This window comes from Variovorax sp. Soil_C_39, from assembly GCF_057656815.1.
Map to the genome: position 1 here is coordinate 87,358 of NZ_JBDGJQ010000011.1, position 18,754 is coordinate 106,111.

General features: G+C 67.3%; 20 protein-coding genes, 1 pseudogene and 1 riboswitch. Of the genes and pseudogenes, 12 read left to right on the forward strand and 9 right to left on the reverse strand.

The genetic code is table 11. The features are described from left to right. The first annotated feature begins 8 nt into the window (after positions 1 to 8). Positions 9 to 812 (forward strand): ABC transporter permease, encoded by an 804-nt coding sequence (locus AC3A6J_RS23355; protein WP_487862390.1) that lies wholly within the window; start codon positions 9 to 11, stop codon positions 810 to 812. A gap of 12 nt (positions 813 to 824) precedes the next feature. Here AC3A6J_RS23355 and AC3A6J_RS23360 read toward each other — a convergent pair whose 3' ends face one another. Further along, positions 825 to 2,462, reverse strand: coding sequence for a peptide chain release factor 3 (locus AC3A6J_RS23360; protein ID WP_487862391.1), 1,638 nt, complete (start codon positions 2,460 to 2,462; stop codon positions 825 to 827). A gap of 156 nt (positions 2,463 to 2,618) precedes the next feature. Between AC3A6J_RS23360 and AC3A6J_RS23365 the strand changes: the two genes are divergently transcribed. Beyond that, positions 2,619 to 4,145, forward strand: coding sequence for a Fic family protein (locus AC3A6J_RS23365; protein ID WP_487862392.1), 1,527 nt, complete (start codon positions 2,619 to 2,621; stop codon positions 4,143 to 4,145). A 21-nt stretch (positions 4,146 to 4,166) separates the two neighbouring features. Here the strand turns inward: AC3A6J_RS23365 and AC3A6J_RS23370 are convergent, their stop codons facing one another. After that, positions 4,167 to 4,901: an amino acid ABC transporter ATP-binding protein gene (locus AC3A6J_RS23370; protein ID WP_487862393.1), complete on the reverse strand. Its 735-nt coding sequence runs from the start codon at positions 4,899 to 4,901 to the stop codon at positions 4,167 to 4,169. A gap of 21 nt (positions 4,902 to 4,922) precedes the next feature. Beyond that, positions 4,923 to 5,735 (reverse strand): annotated as a pseudogene (locus AC3A6J_RS23375) (M20/M25/M40 family metallo-hydrolase); the annotation flags it as partial. Between the two features lie 2 nt (positions 5,736 to 5,737). Between AC3A6J_RS23375 and AC3A6J_RS23380 the strand changes: the two are divergent. Together AC3A6J_RS23380 and AC3A6J_RS23385 are read left to right on the forward strand one after the other, a co-directional pair. Continuing rightward, entirely contained in the window at positions 5,738 to 6,136 is a 399-nt protein-coding gene (locus tag AC3A6J_RS23380) for a GntR family transcriptional regulator (RefSeq protein WP_487862394.1), read from the forward strand. Next, complete coding sequence (locus AC3A6J_RS23385) at positions 6,043 to 6,366, forward strand: FadR/GntR family transcriptional regulator (protein ID WP_487862449.1); 324 nt, start codon at positions 6,043 to 6,045, stop codon at positions 6,364 to 6,366. The genes AC3A6J_RS23380 and AC3A6J_RS23385 overlap by 94 nt, the downstream gene beginning before the upstream one ends. A 15-nt stretch (positions 6,367 to 6,381) precedes the next feature. Here the strand turns inward: AC3A6J_RS23385 and phaP are convergent, their stop codons facing one another. After that, positions 6,382 to 6,882 (reverse strand): TIGR01841 family phasin, encoded by a 501-nt coding sequence (gene phaP, locus AC3A6J_RS23390; protein ID WP_487862395.1) that lies wholly within the window; start codon positions 6,880 to 6,882, stop codon positions 6,382 to 6,384. 155 nt (positions 6,883 to 7,037) lie between these two features. Continuing rightward, positions 7,038 to 7,106, forward strand: a riboswitch (S-adenosyl-L-homocysteine riboswitch). A 68-nt stretch (positions 7,107 to 7,174) separates the two neighbouring features. Between phaP and ahcY the strand changes: the two genes are divergently transcribed. Genes ahcY through AC3A6J_RS23410 form a run of 4 tightly spaced genes read left to right on the forward strand, consistent with a single transcriptional unit; the run spans position 7,175 to position 10,965 of the window. Beyond that, positions 7,175 to 8,614, forward strand: coding sequence for an adenosylhomocysteinase (ahcY, locus tag AC3A6J_RS23395; protein ID WP_487862396.1), 1,440 nt, complete (start codon positions 7,175 to 7,177; stop codon positions 8,612 to 8,614). After that, positions 8,614 to 9,423 (forward strand): TlyA family RNA methyltransferase, encoded by an 810-nt coding sequence (locus AC3A6J_RS23400; protein ID WP_487862397.1) that lies wholly within the window; start codon positions 8,614 to 8,616, stop codon positions 9,421 to 9,423. Before ahcY ends, AC3A6J_RS23400 begins: the two co-directional genes overlap by 1 nt. A gap of 10 nt (positions 9,424 to 9,433) precedes the next feature. Then, complete coding sequence (metF, locus tag AC3A6J_RS23405) at positions 9,434 to 10,258, forward strand: methylenetetrahydrofolate reductase [NAD(P)H] (RefSeq protein WP_487862398.1); 825 nt, start codon at positions 9,434 to 9,436, stop codon at positions 10,256 to 10,258. 11 nt (positions 10,259 to 10,269) lie between these two features. Then, on the forward strand, positions 10,270 to 10,965 hold the full coding sequence (locus AC3A6J_RS23410) for a septal ring lytic transglycosylase RlpA family protein (protein WP_487862399.1): 696 nt from the start codon (positions 10,270 to 10,272) through the stop codon (positions 10,963 to 10,965). Positions 10,966 to 10,983: 18 nt separating this feature from the next. Here the strand turns inward: AC3A6J_RS23410 and AC3A6J_RS23415 are convergent, their stop codons facing one another. Then, positions 10,984 to 11,925: a 23S rRNA (adenine(2030)-N(6))-methyltransferase RlmJ gene (locus AC3A6J_RS23415; RefSeq protein ID WP_487862400.1), complete on the reverse strand. Its 942-nt coding sequence runs from the start codon at positions 11,923 to 11,925 to the stop codon at positions 10,984 to 10,986. Between the two features lie 216 nt (positions 11,926 to 12,141). On the opposite strand from AC3A6J_RS23415, the gene rplM reads away from it, so the two are divergent. The 3 genes from rplM (at position 12,142) to erpA (ending at position 13,528) form a co-directional block, all read left to right on the forward strand. After that, the gene (rplM, locus tag AC3A6J_RS23420; protein ID WP_013543664.1) at positions 12,142 to 12,573 is read left to right on the forward strand and encodes a 50S ribosomal protein L13; all 432 of its coding nucleotides are present in this window, start codon (positions 12,142 to 12,144) and stop codon (positions 12,571 to 12,573) included. A gap of 12 nt (positions 12,574 to 12,585) precedes the next feature. Beyond that, positions 12,586 to 12,978, forward strand: a complete 393-nt coding sequence (gene rpsI, locus AC3A6J_RS23425) for a 30S ribosomal protein S9 (RefSeq protein ID WP_021012545.1) — start codon at positions 12,586 to 12,588, stop codon at positions 12,976 to 12,978. Between the two features lie 184 nt (positions 12,979 to 13,162). Continuing rightward, positions 13,163 to 13,528: an iron-sulfur cluster insertion protein ErpA gene (gene erpA, locus AC3A6J_RS23430; protein ID WP_487862401.1), complete on the forward strand. Its 366-nt coding sequence runs from the start codon at positions 13,163 to 13,165 to the stop codon at positions 13,526 to 13,528. Between the two features lie 87 nt (positions 13,529 to 13,615). Here erpA and AC3A6J_RS23435 read toward each other — a convergent pair whose 3' ends face one another. Then, a complete protein-coding gene (locus AC3A6J_RS23435) occupies positions 13,616 to 14,752 on the reverse strand; it encodes an anhydro-N-acetylmuramic acid kinase (RefSeq protein ID WP_487862402.1) in 1,137 nt (378 codons plus the stop codon). Between the two features lie 55 nt (positions 14,753 to 14,807). After that, complete coding sequence (locus tag AC3A6J_RS23440; protein WP_487862403.1) at positions 14,808 to 16,148, reverse strand: peptidoglycan DD-metalloendopeptidase family protein; 1,341 nt, start codon at positions 16,146 to 16,148, stop codon at positions 14,808 to 14,810. Between the two features lie 158 nt (positions 16,149 to 16,306). Between AC3A6J_RS23440 and tyrS the strand changes: the two genes are divergently transcribed. Further along, entirely contained in the window at positions 16,307 to 17,539 is a 1,233-nt protein-coding gene (gene tyrS / locus AC3A6J_RS23445) for a tyrosine--tRNA ligase (protein ID WP_487862404.1), read from the forward strand. Here tyrS and AC3A6J_RS23450 read toward each other — a convergent pair. Further along, a complete protein-coding gene (locus AC3A6J_RS23450) occupies positions 17,536 to 18,153 on the reverse strand; it encodes an OmpA family protein (protein WP_487862405.1) in 618 nt (205 codons plus the stop codon). The genes tyrS and AC3A6J_RS23450 overlap by 4 nt on opposite strands. Continuing rightward, positions 18,150 to 18,635, reverse strand: coding sequence for a FecR family protein (locus tag AC3A6J_RS23455; protein ID WP_487862406.1), 486 nt, complete (start codon positions 18,633 to 18,635; stop codon positions 18,150 to 18,152). The genes AC3A6J_RS23450 and AC3A6J_RS23455 overlap by 4 nt, the downstream gene beginning before the upstream one ends. Between the last annotated feature and the right edge of the window lie 119 nt (positions 18,636 to 18,754).

The window sequence follows — 18,754 nt, forward strand, 5'->3', positions numbered from 1 at the left end:
TTGAAGCGATGGGATCGACCGCGCTCTTCCTGCGCCTCGTGCGCGCCTCGCTCGCCGGGCAGGCCCGCTATCCGGCGTCGGCGCTGATGCTGACGCTGGGGCAGTTCCTCGCGACCGGCATCGAGGTGGTCGCGGTCTGGGCGCTGTTCCACCGCTTCGGCGACGTGCAGGGCTGGACCCTCGGCGAAGTCGCCGTGTTCTACGGCTTGGTCAACTGCATGTTCGCCGTGGCCGATGCGCTGGGGCGCGGCTTCGACGTGCTGGGCACCGAGTTCTTGCGCACCGGCGCCTTCGACCGGCTGCTGCTGCGCCCGCGGCCGCTGGTGCTGCAACTGATGGGCCACGACTTCCGCATCAGCCGCCTGGGACGCCTGCTGCAGGGCGTGCTGGTGCTGGGTCTCGGCACCGCGCAGACGGGCATCGGCTGGACGCCCGATGCGGTGGCGGTGGCGCTGTTTGCGCTGGCCGGCGGCGTGGCGCTGTTCCTCGGCATCCTCGTGCTGCAGGGCACGCTGTCGTTCTGGACCGTCGAAAGCCTGGAGCTCGCCAACGTGCTGACCTATGGCGGTGTGCAGGCGGCGCAATATCCGTTGGCGCTCTATGCGCAGTGGTTCCGCCGCGTGCTGACCTTCATCGTGCCGCTGGCCTGCGTCGCCTACTACCCGGTGCTCGCGATCCTCGGCAAGCCCGATCCGCTCGGCGCGCCGCCGTGGCTGGGCTGGGTCTCGCCGCTCGCGGGCTTCGTGTTCCTTGCGGCGGCGTTCGGCGCGTGGCGCGTGGGCCTGCGCCGCTACGCTTCCACCGGCAGCTGAACAAAGAGCAGGCTACCCGGCGTTCTGCAGCGCCAACCCCGCATGCTCGCGCAGCGGATGGAAGTGGATCTTCGGAAAGCGCTCCTGCGCCAGCCGCACGTCGTAGGGCGAGGTGCACAGGAAGGCCAGCGTGTCGGCCGCGTCCTTCGCCATGCGCTGCGGGTACGCGTTGACGAACTCGCGCAGCTCGGGCGGCGCGTCGGCCGTGATCCAGCGCGCGCCGGTGTACTGGCAGCCTTCGAGCCGCACGTCGGCGTCGTACTCGGCCTTCAGGCGGTGCTGCACCACTTCGAACTGCAGCTGGCCCACGGCGCCGAGCAGCATCGGTCCGCCGATCTCGGGGCGGAACACCTGGATCGCGCCTTCCTCGCCGAGCTGGGCCAGGCCCTGCTGCAGCTGCTTGGTGCGCAGCGGGTTCTTCAGGATCACGGTCATGAAGAGCTCGGGCGCGAAGAACGGCAGGCCGGTGAACTGGAGCGACGCGCCGTCGGTGATGGTGTCGCCGAGCTGCACGCCGCCGTGCGTGGTGAAGCCGACGATGTCGCCCGCGTAGGCTTCTTCCACCGCCTCGCGGCGCTGGCTCATGAAGGTGACGACGCTGGTCGGCCGCAGCTCCTTGGCGGTGCGCTGCACCTTGAGCTTCATGCCCGGCGTGTACTTGCCCGAGGCCATGCGCACGAAGGCGATGCGGTCGCGGTGGTTGGCGTCCATGTTGGCCTGCACCTTGAAGACCACGCCCGCGAAGTCGCGGTCCTCGGGCTGGATCTCCTTGACGACCGGCTGCCGGTTGACCAGCGTGGTGCTGGTGCGCGACTGCGGCGAGGGCGCGAGGTCGACCAGCGCCTCGAGCACTTCCATCACGCCGAAGTTGTTGACGCCGGAGCCGAAGAACACCGGTGTCTGCTTGCCTGCCAGGAAAGCCTCGCGGTCCCAGGTGGGGGAGGCGCCGGTGGCGAGCTCCATGCTTTCCATCGCCGACTCGAAATCGGCGCCGAAGCGCTTGGTGAGCGTGTCGCGTTCACTCAAAGGGATGGTTTCGAAGTCGTGCGGCAGCCGCTCGCTGCCCGATTCGAACACCGTCATCGCCTGCGTGCGCAGGTTCATGATGCCGCGGAAGCTCTTGCCCTGGCCCACGGGCCAGGTCATCGGCACGCAGGGCATGCCGAGCTCGCGCTCCACCTCGTCGAGGATGTCGAGCGGCTCGCGCACCTCGCGGTCCATCTTGTTGACGAAAGTGATGATCGGCGTGTCGCGCTGGCGGCAGACCTCGATCAGCCGCCGCGTCTGCGCCTCCACGCCGTTGGCCGCGTCGATCACCATGAGCGCGGAGTCGACGGCCGTGAGCACGCGGTAGGTGTCTTCGGAGAAGTCCTTGTGGCCGGGCGTGTCGAGCAGGTTGATCACGTGGTCGCGGTACAGCATCTGCATGACCGACGAGGCCACCGAGATGCCGCGCTGCTTCTCGATTTCCATCCAGTCGGAGGTGGCGTGGCGCGAGGCCTTGCGCGCCTTCACCGAACCGGCGATCTGGATCGCGCCCGAGAACAGCAGCAGCTTCTCGGTCAGCGTGGTCTTGCCGGCGTCGGGGTGGGAAATGATGGCAAACGTCCGTCTGCGCCTGACTTCATCAGTGAATGGGCCGTGAGCCATTGATCACTCTCTTGTCTGTGTGCACACAGTTGTGCGCGTTTTCAAAGCTGCTCCAGGGGAGCAATGCAGCATAATAACCTAAAAATTACTTGACATCAAAACCTAGAATTCGTGCAACAATAAAACCTAATTATCACGAAGCAGAATTCCCTAACAATGGCAACGCCCGCAGACAAGCTCGCCCAGTCCCTCGCTGCCTTGAAGGCACTACAGGACACGCGGGCGGTCGCCATTCGAGCCTCCGACCTGACGCGCGTTCATCGGGAGCGCCTGCTCAGGAATGGCTTCATCCGTGAAGTGATGAAGGGCTGGTATGTCCCGGCCAGGCCTGACGGCGCGGCCGGCGAGAGCACCGACTGGTATGCCTCGTTCTGGCCCTTCTGCGCAGCCTACCTGACGGAGCGGTTCGGGGAGGACTGGTGCCTCGGCGCAGAGCATTCCGTCGCGCTGCATACCGGCAACTGGGACGTGCCGCGTCAGCTCCTCGTGCGCGCGACACGCGGCGGCAACAAGCCGACCGGGCTGCTGCACGACACGTCGATCTTCGACCTGCGCCTCGAAGTTCCCGCTGCCCGAGACATCGAGGTGGTGGACGGCCTGCGTCTCATGCGCCTGCCCACGGCGCTGGTGGCCTGCGCGCCCGGGCACTTCGCGGCGCACGCGGTCGAGATGCGGGCAGCACTCGCCATGATTGCCGATGCCTCCGACGTTCTGGCGCGCCTGCTCGACGGGGGACACAGCAGCATCGCCGGACGGCTCGCCGGCGCCTTCCGCAACATCGGCCGCGACCCGATTGCGGAGACGATCACCGCGACGATGCGCACGGCTGGCTACACCGTCAACGAAACCGATCCCTTCAACGACCGCCCGTCGGTCGCGATCGGACAGCGGGAAACATCTCCCTCCGTCAACCGGCTGCGCATGTCCTGGGCAGAAATGCGCGGGCCCGTGCTGGAGCGCTTTCCGCGTGCGCCCGGCCTGCCCGTCGACGCCGCGGCGTATCTGCGCCAGGTGGAAGACGTCTACGTGGCCGACGCCTACAACTCCCTCTCCATCGAGGGCTACCGGGTCAGCGCCGAACTGATCGAGCGCGTGCGTTCCGGCAGCTGGAACCCCGACACCGCGGCAGACCGCGCGCATCGGGACGCACTGGCGGCCCGTGGCTACTGGCAGGCCTTCCAGAAGATCAAGGAAACGCTGGGCCGGATTCTGCAAGGGCTGAACGCAGGGGAGGCCGCGCGAGCCGACCACGGCACCTGGTACAGGGAGATGTTCGGCCCCAGCGTCGCGGCAGGCATCCTGAAGCCTGCGGATCTCGCGGGCTATCGCAGCGGGCCCGTGTTCATTCGCCAGTCCATGCATGTGCCGCCGCGCAGCGAAGCCGTGCGGGCGTTGATGCCCGCCTTCTTCGATCTCCTGCGCGAGGAGCCGGAAGCTTCGGTGCGGGTCGTGCTCGGCCACTTCTTCTTCGTGAACATCCATCCGTACTTCGACGGCAATGGACGCATGGGCCGCTTCCTCATGAATGCGATGCTGGCATCGGGCGGGTATCCATGGGCCATCATTCCGCTGGCGCAACGGTCCCGTTACATGGCCGCGCTCGAGGCGGCGAGCGTCGGCCGGGACATCCGGCCTTTCGCTGAGCTTCTGGCCGAGCTGGTGGCCGCCGGCAAGACGCCTTAGGCCATCGGCGCAGCGCCCGCTTCAATGCTGCAGGATCTTCGACAGGAACTGCTGCGCCCGGTCCGACCGCGCCGCCGGGTTGCCGAAGAACTCCTCCTTCGGGCAGTCCTCCACGATGTGGCCCTGGTCCATGAAGATCACGCGGTGCGCGACCTTGCGCGCGAAGCCCATCTCGTGGGTGACGCACATCATCGTCATGCCCTCGCGCGCGAGCTCGACCATGACGTCGAGCACCTCGTTGACCATTTCCGGGTCGAGCGCCGAGGTGGGCTCGTCGAACAGCATCGCGACCGGGTTCATCGCAAGCGCGCGCGCAATGGCCACGCGCTGCTGCTGGCCGCCGGAGAGCTGGCCGGGGTATTTGTGCGCATGGGCGCGCATGCCGACGCGCTCGAGCAGCGCCATGGTGGCGGTGCGCGCCTCGCCGGCCGAGCGCTTCAGCACCTTCTGCTGCGCGATCGAGAGGTTCTCCTCGATCGACAGGTGCGGAAAGAGCTCGAAGTGCTGGAACACCATGCCCACGCGCGCGCGCAGCTTGTTGAGGTCGGTCTTGGGGTGGCCCACCGAGACGCCGTCGACGGTGATGCTGCCGCTCTGGAACGGCTCCAGCGCGTTGACGCATTTGATGAGCGTGGACTTGCCCGAGCCCGAAGGCCCGCAGACCACCACCACTTCGCCCTTGCGGACCTGGGTGGTGCAGTCGGTCAGCACCTGGAAGGCGCCGTAGTGCTTGTTGACGTGGCTGATGTCGATCATGGCGGGTTCCTGCGCAGTGCTTCAGCGCGCGAGCAGTTGATGGAGAACGTTGGCGACCACGCAGGTGGCGCGGCGCAGGTCGTCGAGCGGCACGCGCTCGTCGGCACGGTGGCCGTTGGCCTCGAGCAGCGACTCGGGGCCGGCGCCGTACATCACGGTCGGGATGCCGGCCTCGCTGTAGAGGCGCGCGTCGGTGTAGAGCGGCACGCCGATCGGCGTGACCGGCTTGCCCATCACCTCGCTGGCCTCGCGGCACACCAACGCGGCAAAAGCGTCGGCGCCAGGCGCGGGCGCGAACGGCCGCGCCAGCAGGATCTGGCGGATCTCCACCGAGATGCCGGGCAGGCCGCGGCAGGCGACCTCGATCACCTCACGCAGCGCGGCCTCGACGGCCTCGGGCGATTCCTCCGGAACGATGCGGCGGTCGATGCGCAGGCTCAGCTTGTCGGCCACCACGTTGGTGTTGATGCCGCCCTCGATCAGGCCGACCACCATCGTGGGATGGCCGATGCCGGGCGTGCGCGAGGGGTGTGCGGCGAGGCCGTCGCGGTAGCGGTAGAGCGCGGGCAGCAGCGTGGCCGCGGCTTCGATCGCGTCATGGCCGGTGTCGGGCCGCGCGGCATGCGCCGAGGTGCCGCGCAGCGTCACCTCGAGGTGCAGGCAGCCGTTGTGCGCCACCACCACGTGGTGCGAGAAGGCGGCCGACAGCACGTAGTCGGGCCGGCTCAGGCCTTTCGACAGGATCCAGCCGGGGCCGGTCATGCCGCCGGTTTCCTCGTCGTAGGTCAGGTGCAACTCGACCGCGCCGGCCAGCGCGGTGCCCGAGGCGGCCAGAGGTGCGCTCCGCCAGCCTCGCGGAGCAGGCCTACGAACGGCTGCGCATGCTGATCCTCGACCGCCAGATCTCTCCGGGCAGCCCACTGCAGGAGGCCAGGCTGGCCGAAGACCTGCGCATTTCGCGCACGCCCATGCGCGAGGCGCTGGTGCGGCTCGCGGGCGAAGGCCTGCTGGTGCGGCGCGATGCGCGCTCGTATGCGGTGCGGGCGCTCGGCACCAAGGAGTACTTCGACTGCATGCGCGCACGCGAGGTGATCGATGCGAGGCCATCGCGCTTGCAGTCGGCAAGATCACCGACGCCGAGATCGAAACGCTCGAAGCCGAGATCCACGCACTGGGCGAGGGCGAGCACAGCGAGACGGAGCACTGGCATTTCGACGACCGCTTCCACCTGCTGATCGCCAACGCCAGCGGCAACGTGGTGTTTCCGCGGCTGGTGGAAGAGCTGCGGGTCAACGCGCGCCTGTTCCGGCTTCACAGCCCGCTGCACCGCCACAGCGAAAACCACGACGAGCACCGCGAGATCGTGGGCGCGCTGCGCACCCGCAACGCTGAAAGTGCCCGCACGGCCATGCGCGAGCACCTGCGCAGCCTCCAGGAAGACGTCCGGCGCGCGCTGATCGACTGAGCGGCGCCCAAGCGCCTACTTGCGCTTGAGCATCTGCGTCACTTCGTCGACGTTGGCCTGGATGCGCTGGCGCACAACCTCGAACGCGTCGGCCTGCGACTTGGCGGCGAGGCCGGCGAGTTCCTGGATGTCGTCCACCGCGCGCTGAAACGACTGCCGACCGAGCTCGTCGAGCTTGGCGAGATTCTCCTTCGCATCCTTGCCGGGCATGCCCTTGGCCGCGGTCTGCCATTCGCCGATGGCCTGCTTGATCATCTCGGTCTGCCGCTGCACCACCGTCTGCAGGCCCTGGAACGACTTCTCGTTGGCCTGCATCAGCGCCTGCAGGTCCTTGCGGCTGCTTTCCAGCACCTTGCCGGCACCGCCCGTGAGGTCGAGGTCCTGCAGGCGGTCGGCCATGGCCTTGAGGGGGTTGAACATCTCCGCGGCGCCGGGGGGCGTCTTCTTCGTGTCGGTGGCGCTTGCGTTGCTGCTCGCGGTGGTCTTGCGGGGGGCGGCTTTCCTGGCAGTGGCCATGGTGACATCTCCTGTTGCGTCGTGTGAGGAAGAGAGAGAAAGGCTTGGCCGCCCGGGCGGCGAAGTGCCGCCGCCACGATACGCCGGCTGCCCGTTTTTCTCAATGTGGGAAGTCCCGCCGATTGGCCCCGGAAGGCCTCACGCTTACAATCCCCGATTCCGAGGAGCGTTGCAGCGCCATCAGGCGTGAGGCTCGGACCACATCGCAACCACGCTCATCCGCTGTTCTCGCGGTGAGTCTTTTTTCCCCGAACGCAGTGGCATCTTTCAAACCAGCTTTGTTGGAGTTCTCATGAGCGCTGTTCTCAAGCCCACCCCCGTCTCCTCCGCCGACCAGGCAATCGCCGACCTCTCGCTCGCTGCCTGGGGCCGCAAGGAAATCAGGATCGCCGAAACCGAAATGCCCGGCCTGATGGCCATCCGCGAGGAGTTCTCGAAGGCGCAGCCGCTCAAGGGTGCGCGCATCACGGGCTCGCTGCACATGACGATCCAGACCGCGGTGCTGATCGAGACGCTGCAGGCGCTCGGTGCCGAGGTGCGCTGGGCCTCGTGCAACATCTTCTCGACGCAGGACCATGCCGCCGCCGCGATCGCCGCCGCAGGCACGCCGGTGTTCGCGATCAAGGGCGAGTCGCTGAAGGACTACTGGGACTACACCCACGCGATCTTCGACTTCGGTCCCAAGGGCTCGAAGGGCGAAGGCCCGAACATGATCCTCGACGACGGCGGCGACGCCACGCTGCTGATGCACCTGGGCCAGCGCGCCGAGAAGGATCTCGGCGTGCTCGCCAACCCGGGCAGCGAGGAAGAGCGCATCCTCTACGCGGCCATCAAGGCCAAGCTCGCGGTCGATGCGACCTGGTACACGCGCAAGTCGGCAGAGATCATCGGCGTGACCGAGGAAACCACCACCGGCGTGCACCGCCTCAACGAGATGAGCGCCAAGGGCACGCTGCTGTTCCGCGCCATCAACGTGAACGACTCGGTCACCAAGAGCAAGTTCGACAACCTGTACGGCTGCCGCGAGTCGCTGGTCGACGGCATCAAGCGCGCGACCGACGTGATGATCGCCGGCAAGGTCGCCTGCGTGGCCGGCTACGGCGACGTGGGCAAGGGCTCGGCCCAGGCACTGCGCGCGCTGAGCGCCCAGGTGTGGGTGACCGAGATCGACCCGATCAACGCCCTGCAAGCCGCGATGGAAGGCTACAAGGTCGTCACCATGGAATATGCCGCCGACAAGGCCGACATATTCGTGACGACCACGGGCAACAAGGACGTCATCACGCACGACACGATGGTGAAGATGAAGGACCAGGCCATCGTCTGCAACATCGGCCACTTCGACAACGAAATCGATGTCGCGTCGATCGAGAAGTACGAGTGGGAAGAGATCAAGCCGCAGGTCGACCACATCACCTTCCCCGACGGCAAGAAGATCATCCTCTTGGCCAAGGGCCGGCTCGTGAACCTGGGCTGCGGCACGGGCCACCCGAGCTTCGTGATGTCGTCGTCGTTCGCCAACCAGACCATCGCGCAGATCGAGCTCTTCACCAAGCCCGACGCCTACCAGGCCGGCAAGGTCTACGTGCTGCCCAAGCACCTCGACGAGAAGGTCGCGCGCCTGCACCTGAAGAAGGTCGGCGCCATGCTCACCGAGCTGACCGACGCGCAGGCCGCCTACATCGGCGTGGACAAGAACGGCCCCTACAAGCCGGACACGTACCGCTACTGATGCGCGCCGACCAGCTGCTGGTGGAACGCGGCCTTGCCGCCTCGCGCTCGCAGGCCGTGCGGCTCATTGCCGGCGGCATGCGCTGGCGCGATGCGGGCACGGCCGACGCATGGCGCACCGTCGTGAAGAACCGCGACGAGGTGCCGGAGTCCGCCGAGCTCGCGCTCGACGATGCGGCCGAGGCGCGCTACGTCTCGCGCGGCGGGCTCAAGCTCGAAGGCGCACTGGCCGTGAGCGGGGTGGACCCGGCCGGCCTGCTGTGCCTCGACGTCGGCCAGTCGACCGGCGGTTTTACCGACTGCCTGCTGCAGCGCGGCGCGGCCCGGGTGGTGGGCGTCGATGTCGGCCACGGGCAGCTGCATGCGAAGCTGCGCGAGGACGAGCGCGTGCTCGCCATCGAGGGTGTCAATGCGCGTGCGCTGTCGGCGGAGGACCTGCAGGACAAGGGCGAGGATGAGGAAGAGGGCGCCGCAGAGACCGACGCGCCAGCCGAACCGCGCTTCGACCTGATCGTCGGCGACCTGTCCTTCATCTCGCTCACGCTGGTGCTGCCGGCCGTGGTGCAGTTCCTGGCCGCAGACGGCCGCCTGCTGATGCTCGTCAAGCCGCAGTTCGAGCTGCAGCCCGGGCAGGTCGGCAAGGGCGGTATCGTGCGCGATCCGGCGATGTACGAGATCGTCGAGAAGCGCCTGCGCGACGCCTGCGAGGCGCTCGGCCTGCGCGTGGTGCAGTGGTTCGAGAGCCCGATCGCCGGTGGCGACGGCAACCGCGAGTTTTTCATCCATGCCGTCCCTGCGGACGGCGCCTGAGGGGACGCCTGTGCGCCTTCCGCTGAGTTTCGAATTCTTTCCGACCAAGACGCCCGAGGGCGCGGTCAAGCTGCGCGCGGTGCGCCAGCAGCTCTATGCGCGCAAGCCCGAGTTCTGCTCGGTGACCTACGGCGCCGGCGGCTCCACGCACCAGGGCACCTTCGGTGCGGTGCAGGAGATCCTGTCCGAAGGCGTCGACGCCGCCAGCCATTTCTCGTGCATCGGCGCCACGCGCGCCACCGTGCGCGAGCAGCTGGCCGAGCTCAAGGCCATGGGCGTCAAGCGCCTCGTGGCGCTGCGCGGCGACCTGCCGAGCGGCTACGGCGTCGGCGGCGAGTTCATGTACGCGAGCGACCTCGTGGCCTTCATCCGCGAGGAGACCGGCCGCGACTTCCACATCGAGGTGGCCTGCTACCCCGAAGTGCATCCGCAGGCGCGCTCGCCCGAAGCCGACCTTCAAGCCTTCGCCGCCAAGGTGAAGGCCGGCGCCGATTCGGCGATCACGCAGTACTTCTTCAGCCCCGAGGCGTACTTCCGCTTCGTCGACGACGTGCGCAAGTTCGGTCTCGATACGCCGATCGTGCCCGGCATCATGCCGATCACCAGCTCGACGCAGCTCATGCGTTTTTCCGATGCGTGCGGCGCCGAGATCCCGCGCTGGATCCGCTTGCGGCTGCAAGGCTTCGGCGACGACACCGCATCGATCAAGGCCTTCGGCCTCGATGTGGTGACCGAACTCTGCGCGCGCCTGCGCGATGCCGGCGCGCCGGCGCTGCACTTCTACACGATGAACCAGTCGGCGGCGACGCTGGCCGTGCTGGAGCGCCTCGACTGATGGCGTGGGGCGTGCGATCGGGAAACCCGTTGCGCGTCGCGCTCGTCGCCGTGACCTGCGCGCTGGCCGGCTGCGCCATGCCGCCTGCGACAGAAGGCGCGGCAACGACGGGCGAAAAGAGTGAAAGCGAAGTCCGCCTGCTGCCGCTCCAGCGCAAGCTGTCGGTCCCGGCGGGCGCCGCGCCGCGCTCGAACGTGCCGTCGGTTCGGTACGACCTGGCGGTGTCCGAGATGGACGGGCCCGAGGACGACGGCGTGCCGGGCGACAGCGCGCCGCGCAAGATCTTCGAGCGCGGCGGAGCCTCGTGGTACGGCATTCAGTTCCATCGGCGCAAGACGGCCAGCGGCGAACTCTTCGACATGGGCGCCATGACGGCGGCGCACAAGACGCTGCCGTTCAACACCCGCGTCTGCGTGCGCAGCCTCGTCAATGGCAGCGAGGTGCTGGTGCGCATCACCGACCGCGGGCCCTTCACCCAGGGACGCATCATCGACCTGAGCCGCGCGGCCGCCGAGCGCATCGACCTGATCAGCCTCGGCATCAAGCAGGTGGCGCTGACCATCATCGACCAGCACGGCATGCGCTGCGGCGGCGAGGCTGTGGAGCCGGGGGAGACCACGATGGCGCAGGCGCCAGGAACCGATGCTGAAGCGCCGGCCAAGCCGGCGCGCCGCAAGGTGAGCGCACAGAAACGCCGCCGCCCGTAAGGGGCTGCGAGCGGTGCCTCAGCCGCCCGCGTCGAGCGAGAACCCCGCGTTTCGGTCCTGCGCGAGCCGTTCCGCGAGCTGCGGCAGGGCAGCGGCCAGCTGCGGTTTCAGCGTGTACGGCGGGTTGATCAGGAACATGCCGCTGGCAGGCAGCCCAGGACGTTGGGTCTCGCCCGTGGGCGTGACGCTCAGCTTGCTCGACTTGACCGTGAGCGTGGCGTGCAGCCACGGCTTGCCGGCCTTGGTTGCCAGGGTCTTGAGCCGGCGCGGCAGATCGTGCGCCTCGGGGCGCGGAATGATCGGATACCAGATCGCGTAAGTTCCCGTCGCGAAGCGCTTGAGCGCCTCGGCCGTGAAGTCGAGCACGCGACCGTAGTCGGTCTTCATCTCGTAGCTCGGGTCCATCAGCACCAGCGCGCGGCGCGACGGCGGCGGCAGGAACTTGGTGGCGCTGCCGAAGCCGTCTTCGGGCAGCACCGCGATCTGCCGGCCCGCCTCGAGCTGCGCGATGTTGGCGTCGAGCGTGCGGGCATCGGTCGGATGCAGTTCGAACAGCTTGAGCCGGTCGTGGTCGCGCAGCAGGTGCTGCACGATGAACGGCGAGCCGGGGTAGACGCGCGCGCCGCCCTTGGGGTTGAAGTCGTGGATCACGCCGAGGTAGCGCGCGATCGCATCGGCGAGCGGGGCTTCGGCCGCGGCGGCCGGCTTCTTTTTGGCCTCCGCCGCAGGCGCGGCCGCCGGCTTGTCGTTCGGCACCAGCCGCAGGATGCCTTCGGCCGCCTCGCCGCTGGTGCCGGCATAGTCGCCGTCGAGCCGGTACAGGCCGGCGCCGGCATGGGTGTCGACCACGGTGAGCGCGGTCTCTTTCTCGAGCAGGTGCTCGAGCGTGGCAATCAGCACCGTGTGCTTGAGCACGTCGGCGTGGTTGCCGGCATGGAAGGCGTGGCGGTAACTGAACATGGGTCGATGGTAACGGCAAGGCGGTCGCAGGGCAGGTATTTGCCCGCATTGGCCGGTTCTTCGTATAATGGCAGGCTTCGCAGCGTTTCAGCAGTCCCGCGGCGAAGGCGCATTCTCCGCTCTGCGGGCATTGTGCAACCCACCTAAGAGATTCCCATCAGAGGAACGCCGACCGTGGAAAAGGGCTCGCCAAACCCTCTTTTCAAGAGAAAACTCATGACCAAAACGTTCAGCGCCAAGCCCGCTGACGTGACGCACGAGTGGTTTGTGATTGACGCGACCGACAAGGTCCTCGGACGAGTAGCCAGCGAAGTTGCTCTCCGTTTGCGCGGCAAACACAAGGCCATTTACACGCCTCACGTCGATACCGGTGACTTCATCGTCATCATCAACGCCGCGCAACTGCGCGTCACCGGCGCCAAGTCCATCGACAAGGTGTACTACCGTCACTCGGGCTACCCGGGCGGCATCAGTGCCACCAACTTCCGCGACATGCAATCCAAATTCCCGGGCCGCGCCCTGGAAAAGGCCGTCAAGGGCATGCTGCCCAAGGGTCCGCTTGGCTACGCGATGATCAAGAAACTCAAGGTGTACGGTGGTGCAGAGCACCCGCATACCGCCCAACAGCCCAAAGTGCTGGAACTGTAAGGAGCCTTGAGAATGATTGGTGAATGGAACAATGGCACCGGCCGTCGCAAATCGAGCGTCGCCCGTGTGTTTCTGAAGAAGGGCACCGGCAAGATCACGGTCAACGGCAAGGACATCCAAGAGTTCTTCGGCCGCGAAACCTCGATCATGATTGCCAAGCAGCCCCTGGTGCTGACCAACAACACCGAAGCGTTCGACGTCATGGTCAACGTGGCGGGCGGCGGCGAATCGGGCCAGGCCGGCGCCACGCGCCACGGCATCACCCGTGCGCTGATCGACTACGACGCAAGCCTCAAGCCGGTGCTGAGCCAGGCCGGCTACGTCACGCGCGATGCACGTGAAGTCGAGCGTAAGAAGGTCGGCCTGCACTCTGCACGCCGCCGCAAGCAGTTCAGCAAGCGCTGATTCTGTTCGCTGCGAACAAGAACGAGCCGCCTCCGGGCGGCTTTTCTTTTTCTACCGCGCCTTGGTCCGGCGGCGTTCGACCCCACTTCCAATGGGTGCTCGGTGCCGCCGTCCACCCAGGAATGCGGCATTGCAGTAGCATTGGTTCATTGGCCGCATGTACGGCCCCCAAGGAGTTACCCCCATGAGCGCTGTTGCCGAAAACATCCAGACCCAAATGCCCGAGCCGATCGTCTTCACCGACAGCGCGGCCGCCAAGGTGGCCGACCTGATCGCCGAAGAGGGCAATCCCGAGCTCAAGCTGCGCGTGTTCGTGCAGGGTGGAGGCTGCTCGGGCTTCCAGTACGGTTTCACCTTCGATGAAATCACCAACGAAGACGACACGACCATGACCAAGAACGGCGTGTCGCTGTTGATCGACGCCATGAGCTACCAGTACCTGCTCGGCGCCGAGATCGACTACAAGGAAGACCTGCAGGGCGCCCAGTTCGTGATCAAGAATCCGAACGCCACCAGCACCTGCGGCTGCGGCTCGAGTTTCTCGGCCTGATCGGCCTTCCGCCGCCTTTCGAAGCCGCCTTCGGGCGGCTTTTTGCTGCGCGGCCTGTGTCAGGCCGGGGCTGAGTGCCCGCGCGGCTCAGGCCGCCGGATAGACCGCGCCGAGCACGCGCGGGCCGCGCGCGCCGGTCACGCTCGCCAGGTTGCCGGGCTCCCGCCGCAGCGTGCAGCGCGCGAGCCAGGCGAAAGCCGCGGCTTCGACCTGCAGCGGCGGCAGGCCGTGCGCCGCGGAGGTGTCGATCGTCACCGCCGGCAGCAGGCCGCGCAGCCGGGCCAGCAGATGATCGTTCAACGCGCCGCCGCCGCAGACGATCAGCAATCTGGTGCCACTGGCGTGGCGAAGCAGGTCGGCGGCGCAGGCGCTCGCGGTGAACGCCGCGAGCGTGGCCTGCACGTCGGCCGGGGCGGCGTCCGCGGCGGCATCGCCGAGGGCCGCGGCGAGCCAGGTGGGGTTGAACAGGTCGCGGCCGGTGCTCTTGGGCGGCGGCTTGGCGAAATAAGGGTCCGATTGCAGGCGTGCGAGCAAGTCCGGCAGCAGCCGTCCGCTCGCCGCCCAGTGGCCGGCGCGATCGAAAGCCTCGCCGGTATGGCGCTGGCACCAGTGGTCCATCAGGGCATTGCCGGGGCCGCAATCGAAGCCGAGCACCGCAGGGCCGGCCGCTGCCGCACGGCTCGCCGGCAGCAGGCTCAGGTTCGAGATGCCGCCGATGTTGAGCACTGCGACCGCTTCGCCGGCGCGACCGAACAGCGCGCGGTGGAACGCCGGCACAAGGGGCGCGCCTTGCCCGCCGGCCGCGAGGTCGCGGCTGCGAAAGTCCGCGACCACGTCGATGCCGGTCAGCTCGGCCAGAAGCGAGGGGTTGTTGATCTGCAGCGTGTAGCCGACGCCATCGAACTCGGTCGGCCGGTGGCGCACGGTCTGTCCGTGGGCACCGACAGCAACGACGGCGCTGGCGGGCGTTGCGCTGTCCGCGAGCAGCCGGTCGACGACTTCGGCGTAAATGCGCGCCAGGCCGCTGCCGGCGAGCGCGGCGCGATGGAGTTCGTTGTCACCGGGGGTGTTGAGCGCCATCAGTTCGGCACGCAACGCGGCATTAAAAGGGGCCGTGGCGTAGGCCCGCACGGCGATGCCGTCGTTCGAGAAATCGGCCAGCACGCCGTCGACCCCGTCGAGCGACGTGCCCGACATCAGGCCGATGAACAGCTCGGCAGGCATGTCTTGCTGCGAAACTCCGGCGGGCGTGGCGCCGCAGCCTAGTAGGCGCCGCCGCTCAGTCGGCGCTGGCCTGGATGACCGAGAACGCGGCGGCCAGTTCGGTGCGGGCACCGACGGCCACGCGCTCGAATGCCGGACGCATGGCGGCGGTGATCGGCGCGCCGCCTTCCTGGGCGATCGACGCAGGGTTCTGGTATTCGCCGTTCACGCGGAACTCGAAATGCAGATGGGGGCCCGTCGCCCAGCCGGTGGAGCCCACGGCGCCGATCTTCTGGCCCTGGCTGATGCTCTCGCCGGTCTTGACCTCGATCCGGCTCAGGTGGGCGTAGGCCGTCTGCTGGTTGTTGCGGTGCTTGATGATGACGATGTTGCCGTAGCCGCTCTGCGTTCCCGCGAAATCGACCATGCCGTCGCCGACGCTGCGCACCGCGGTGCCGGTCGGGGCGGCGTAGTCGACGCCGTTGTGCTGGCGCCAGCTGTTCAGGATCGGATGCATGCGCATCGCAAAGCCGCTCGACACCCGCGTGAACTCGACCGGCGAGCTCAGATAGGCCTTGCGCAGGCTGTCGCCGTTCGGGCGGTAGTAGCTGCCCTTCTGACCCGGGGGCTGGAACCAGACGGCCTGGTGGATCTTGCCGTTGTTCTCGAACTCGGCCGAGAGCACGCGGCCGCTGCGCAGCGCCTGACCGTCGGCTTCGAAGGTCTCGTAGACCACGGCAAAGCGGTCGCCCTTGCGCAGCGCGCGCACGTCGACGTCGCCGGCGAAGATGTCGGCCAGCTGGGTTGCCACGTTGTCGGGAATGCGCGCGTCGTCGGTGGCCGCGAACAGCGAGGAGCGGATCGTGCCGCTCGCGAGGCGCGAGCCCGGGGTCAGCTCGTCGTTTTCGGTGAGCGCGACGAAGCCGGAGGGCGTGCGCTCGATGACGAAGCGCTTGAAGCTGCCGTCACCATCGGGAATCCAGCGCGCGCTGAGCTTCTGGAGCTGGTTTTCCTGCGTGGCCTCGGCCGTGACGGTGCGTCCGGCGCGGGCGAAGAGGGCCTTGCGCGCATCGCCGCTGCTGCGAACGAACGCGGCGGCGGCCGGGTCGGAAATGCCCAGCCGCTTCAGCAGCGCCTCGGCCGTGTCGCTCGAGCGCGTGACGTCGGTGCGAAACAGCGTGAAGCTGAAGCTCTCGAGCGACTCGCTCTGTTCCGCGAAGGACAGGGGCGAGACCGCCTCGAGCACTTGCTGCACGGGAAGGTCGGATGCGTCGGGGCCGAGGGAGGCCACCGCCAGGGTTCCGGCGCTCAGCAAAGCCGCCGCAATGGCCGCGGTGATCTGCTTGGGGTAGGTCCGGAACGTATAGGCCACGCGAGAAGCCAGGAGCTCCTCGGCGGCAAGAATGCCTTTGATCAAACTGTGAATTCCAGCTCAGGTTCTGCAAATCCGTGCTGCAGAAGCCCAGGGCGGACAGGGCGGCAGGACGGTGCGGAAAGCAGCGCCGCTTAGAATTCGGCGCTTGTAAGTCGGGCTGAGTATAGCTTCGGCAGCCAGAAAACCAGCGAAAAAAGCCTATGAAAGCCGAATCTGTTACATCCGCCGACCTCTCTGATGGTGTAAGACGAGCGCTCGAAATCTCCCTCCGGGGCACTGACGAGTTGTTGCCGCAAGACGAGTGGGTGCGCAAGCTGCAGCGCTCGGAGGCCACGGGGACCCCGCTGCGCATCAAGCTGGGCATGGACCCGACCGCCCCGGACATCCACGTCGGCCACACGGTGGTGCTCAACAAGATGCGCCAGCTCCAGGACCTGGGCCATCGGGTGATCTTCCTGATCGGGGATTTCACGACCGCCATCGGTGACCCGTCCGGCCGCAACAGCACGCGGCCCCCGCTGACCCGAGAGCAGATCGAGGCCAACGCCCAGACATACTACAAGCAGGCCAGCCTGGTCCTGGACCCCGAGAAGACCGAGATCCGCTACAACTCCGAATGGAGCGACCCGCTCGGCGCCCGCGGCATGATCCAGCTCGCGGCCAAGTACACCGTGGCGCGCATGATGGAGCGCGACGACTTCAACAAGCGCTTCAAGGCCGGCCAGTCGATCTCGGTGCACGAGTTCCTCTACCCGCTGATGCAGGGCTACGACTCGGTCGCGCTGAAGAGCGACCTCGAGCTCGGTGGCACCGACCAGAAATTCAACCTGCTGGTCGGCAGGCATCTCCAGCAGGAATACGGCCAGGAGCCGCAGTGCATACTTACTATGCCGCTGCTGGAGGGGCTCGATGGCGTCGAGAAGATGTCCAAGAGCAAGAACAACTACATCGGTATCAGCGAAAACGCCAACACCATGTTCGCCAAGGTGCTGTCGATCTCCGATGACCTGATGTGGCGTTGGTACCTCCTGCTGAGCTTCCAGTCGCTGGCGCAGATCGCGGCGCTCAAGGCCGAGGTCGCGGCCGGGCGCAATCCCAAGGAGGCCAAGGTGGCGCTGGCCAAGGAAATCACCACGCGCTTCCACAGCGCGGCGGCAGCCGACGCGGCGGAACAGGATTTCATCAACCGCAGCAAGGGCGGTGTGCCCGACGACATTCCCGAGGTGGCCCTTTCGGGCGCGCCGCTCGGCATTGCGCAACTGCTCAAGCAGGCGGGGCTCGCGCCTTCGACCTCTGAAGGCAACCGGCTGGTCGACGGGGGCGGCGTGCGGGTCGATTCGGTGGTGGTCAGCGACAAGGCGCTGAAGCTGCCCGCGGGCAGCTACGTCGTGCAGGTCGGCAAGCGCAAGTTCGCGCGGGTGACCCTCTCCTAACGAACCTCGATCGTCACGCGCCGGTTGCGCAGTTCGTGCGTCTCGTCGGGCGTGGGAACGGCGAGCTGCCGTTCACCGCGGCCCACGGCCTCGATGCGCGCGGGCGGAAACTGCTTTTCGATGAAGAGCTGCGCCACTTCCTGGGCACGGCGCCGGGAGAGCAGGTCGTTCTGTTCGAGCGGCCCGGTGGTGTCGGTGTGCCCGGTCACCACGATATCGCTTCCGCTGCGGGTCTGGGCCGCGATCAGCGCTTGGTTGATGACGTGCTGCGAGTCGGCCGTGAGCGTGGTGCCCCCGAGCTCGAAGTACACCGTGTAGTGCTGCGCCGGGGGTGGCCGCATCTCGAAGAGCGGCTTGTACTGGGCCTGCACCTTGGCGGGGTCGGCCTGATCGACAGCCACGGCGCCCGAGGCGCCGCCCGAAGCGGTTGCGCGCTGGTAGGGCTCGGAAAGAACCTGTTCTGCGTCCTTCATCCGCACCACGACGGCCGAAGGCTGGCCGTTCGCCTGGGGCAGCAGCAGCACCCGGGTCTGCGGCGTCGAACACCCCACGATCAGCACGGTGGCCGCCAGCAGGAAAGAAAGGACGACGTTGCGCGCGCCGAACCGCATCATTGCTGGGCGTCGGTCTGCACGATGAAGTCGGTCCCGCGAATCCCGATGGTCGCGGTCTGCGTCTCGACCCGGACCGCTTCGGGGTTCCGCTTGCCGATCAGGCCGGTGATCATTCGCATGGAGCCGCGCAGCAGCGAGACGAGCATGCCGCCTTCGTGCGTGGTGGCGTTGAAATGGAACTCCTTCAGGTCGAGCCGGGACGAGGGGCCGACCACCAGCGTCGTGTCGTCACGCAGCACCACCGAAGCAGAAGAAACGGGTCCGGTCACGATCCGGTCCACCGGCGCGAGCGCATCGCCTGCGCTGGCCGCACGGGTTGCGCCACCGGGGCCGAGCAACTGAACGTCGCCGCGCACCGATTTCACGAAGCCTGCCTGCACCTCCGGGCGGGGGACGGCCGCAGGTGACGGGGCCTGCGCTTGCGACACTGCGGCGATTCCCCACATGGCCAGGGCCCCCAGGGCGTTCACGATTCTGTTCATATCCGCTTCCTGTCGTCGGTTGTTCTTTTGATTTCAGAATGTTAAGCGCATCCACCCCAGGGCGCGGTGCCATCCATCCATAATCCGACGCCGGCTGGCGATCTTTTCCCGCATTTCGT

Coding starts and splice junctions, on each gene's coding strand:
- AC3A6J_RS23355 (WP_487862390.1), top strand. CDS start 9: ATGGGATCGACCGCGCTCTTCCTGCGCCTCGTGCGCGCCTCGCTCGCC.
- AC3A6J_RS23360 (WP_487862391.1), bottom strand. CDS start 2,462: ATGGCTCACGGCCCATTCACTGATGAAGTCAGGCGCAGACGGACGTTT.
- AC3A6J_RS23365 (WP_487862392.1), top strand. CDS start 2,619: ATGGCAACGCCCGCAGACAAGCTCGCCCAGTCCCTCGCTGCCTTGAAG.
- AC3A6J_RS23370 (WP_487862393.1), bottom strand. CDS start 4,901: ATGATCGACATCAGCCACGTCAACAAGCACTACGGCGCCTTCCAGGTG.
- phaP (WP_487862395.1), bottom strand. CDS start 6,882: ATGGCCACTGCCAGGAAAGCCGCCCCCCGCAAGACCACCGCGAGCAGC.
- ahcY (WP_487862396.1), top strand. CDS start 7,175: ATGAGCGCTGTTCTCAAGCCCACCCCCGTCTCCTCCGCCGACCAGGCA.
- AC3A6J_RS23400 (WP_487862397.1), top strand. CDS start 8,614: ATGCGCGCCGACCAGCTGCTGGTGGAACGCGGCCTTGCCGCCTCGCGC.
- AC3A6J_RS23415 (WP_487862400.1), bottom strand. CDS start 11,925: ATGTTCAGTTACCGCCACGCCTTCCATGCCGGCAACCACGCCGACGTG.
- rplM (WP_013543664.1), top strand. CDS start 12,142: ATGACCAAAACGTTCAGCGCCAAGCCCGCTGACGTGACGCACGAGTGG.
- rpsI (WP_021012545.1), top strand. CDS start 12,586: ATGATTGGTGAATGGAACAATGGCACCGGCCGTCGCAAATCGAGCGTC.
- erpA (WP_487862401.1), top strand. CDS start 13,163: ATGAGCGCTGTTGCCGAAAACATCCAGACCCAAATGCCCGAGCCGATC.
- AC3A6J_RS23435 (WP_487862402.1), bottom strand. CDS start 14,752: ATGCCTGCCGAGCTGTTCATCGGCCTGATGTCGGGCACGTCGCTCGAC.
- tyrS (WP_487862404.1), top strand. CDS start 16,307: ATGAAAGCCGAATCTGTTACATCCGCCGACCTCTCTGATGGTGTAAGA.
- AC3A6J_RS23450 (WP_487862405.1), bottom strand. CDS start 18,153: ATGATGCGGTTCGGCGCGCGCAACGTCGTCCTTTCTTTCCTGCTGGCG.
- AC3A6J_RS23455 (WP_487862406.1), bottom strand. CDS start 18,635: ATGAACAGAATCGTGAACGCCCTGGGGGCCCTGGCCATGTGGGGAATC.